Origin of the sequence: Pseudomonas sp. (assembly GCF_050739775.1) — a bacterium.
Lineage (GTDB): Bacteria > Pseudomonadota > Gammaproteobacteria > Pseudomonadales > Pseudomonadaceae > Aquipseudomonas.
This window is the reverse complement of record NZ_JBOICA010000011.1, coordinates 1-1,435: the sequence shown is the minus strand read 5'-3', so window position 1 is coordinate 1,435 and position 1,435 is coordinate 1. Positions and strand designations below refer to the sequence as shown.

Below are 1,435 nucleotides of genomic sequence, written 5' to 3'. Positions count from 1 at the left end.
TGCGCCCGTAAGGCCTGATAACCAGGGTTTTGCCCTGATTTTTCAATAATCAGCGCCTGTAAATCGAGCTTTTCTGAGACCAAAAGTCGTCCATTGTCGATTGCTGGGCGACTTGTTCGGAGCTTCCTTAGGTGATTGACAAAATGCGTTCGCTGCTCATCCAAGGAGTTGTAGTAGGTGCTCTGCGTGGTGCTTAGGCTGTTATGCCGCAGATCCGCCTGCATGTCCTTCATTTTGCGGAAGGGGGCGTCGAAAGTCGCCGATTTGTGACGCAGCCAGCGCAGCGAGGCGGACCGAAGATTATCGATCTCGTCTTCTTGTGCCCCTCAGCCGTCATCTTGAGCAGCGCTCGATCAAACACCTGCTGAAGCAGCAAGCGCAGGTGGCGACTGGACAGGCCGCTTCGGCCATGCAGCGTGGACAGCAGCGGGTGAGTTTCATGGGGTGAGGGCAGGGGAGACAGCCCCAGATGCCGACGATATCCGGGTCTGGTAGTTATCGGATATGAAGGAGGGGGTGTTAGCTTACTTTTTATGACTGGTAGAAGTGCGTTAATCAATAACTCAACTAAATGAATATTTAGTATAGTTAATTCCGGACTTTGTTATAGGGGCTTCCGATGAATGGCGGGCAGGGTAATATATTCGGCCGAGCATTGAAGTGATTTGTACGGAACGTTTTGCGGTCTGGGTTGTTATGGCCGTTGGAAATACAATGACCCTGCATGCGTATAGCCAAGATATCCTCCACAGCCATGGCTAGCTTACTGAAACTCCTGCCCTAGAGGCCTTGGGCATGGCGCCTCATTAGACATGTATATTCATTCATCTAGCGCAGAAAGCCTCCTGTGTGACGCGTGGTGATTGCGTATAAATTCCGGCGGTTAAATAATTTCCATGTGCTTTTTTCCGGCAGTTAAACATTTCTCAGGATTTTGATTGGCCGCTCTGAATCAAGGGGTTCAGCGCATTCTTAACGAATGCCTTGCTGATTTTGCTCAGGCAATCGTACTTTTTCCGGCGATTACACCACGTAAAAAGGTACGCAGATGCGCGCTGTCTGCGGGTGAAAATGATGTGAATTTCGCCATTTTTCAGCCTGGAGTTATAACTGATGCCCAATCTATTACTCATGCTTCAGGAATTCCGGCGGTTAAACATTTTTTTGTTTACCCGGATTTTTTCCGGCGGTTTAGCAATTCCGTCGTCTGAAGGTTTCAGCGAACGCTCTAGCATGCGGCATTACGGTGCTGTCGCAGTGGAGCGGCCCTTATTTTATTTGTAGGGGGTCATTTGCAATTTCTCGGGATGACTTCAGCTTTGCTGGGTAAGGGAAACTCTGAAGAAGACTTCCAGATTTGGCAGAATGCTTAACCTCAAACGCCGAGACACCTGATGAAGCAGATGACCTTCGCCGACGCCGAGTACGCCGGCAA

Annotated in this window: 1 protein-coding gene and 1 pseudogene; one reads left to right on the top strand and one right to left on the bottom strand. The window is 49.8% G+C overall.

The features are described 5' to 3' along the window. Positions 1 to 125: 125 nt before the first annotated feature. Positions 126 to 487 (bottom strand): annotated as a pseudogene (locus ACRESH_RS07815) (site-specific integrase); the annotation flags it as partial. 451 nt (positions 488 to 938) lie between these two features. On the opposite strand from ACRESH_RS07815, the gene ACRESH_RS07810 reads away from it, so the two are divergent. Next, positions 939 to 1,211, top strand: coding sequence for a hypothetical protein (locus ACRESH_RS07810; protein WP_431741441.1), 273 nt, complete (start codon positions 939 to 941; stop codon positions 1,209 to 1,211). The last annotated feature ends 224 nt before the right edge of the window (positions 1,212 to 1,435 follow it).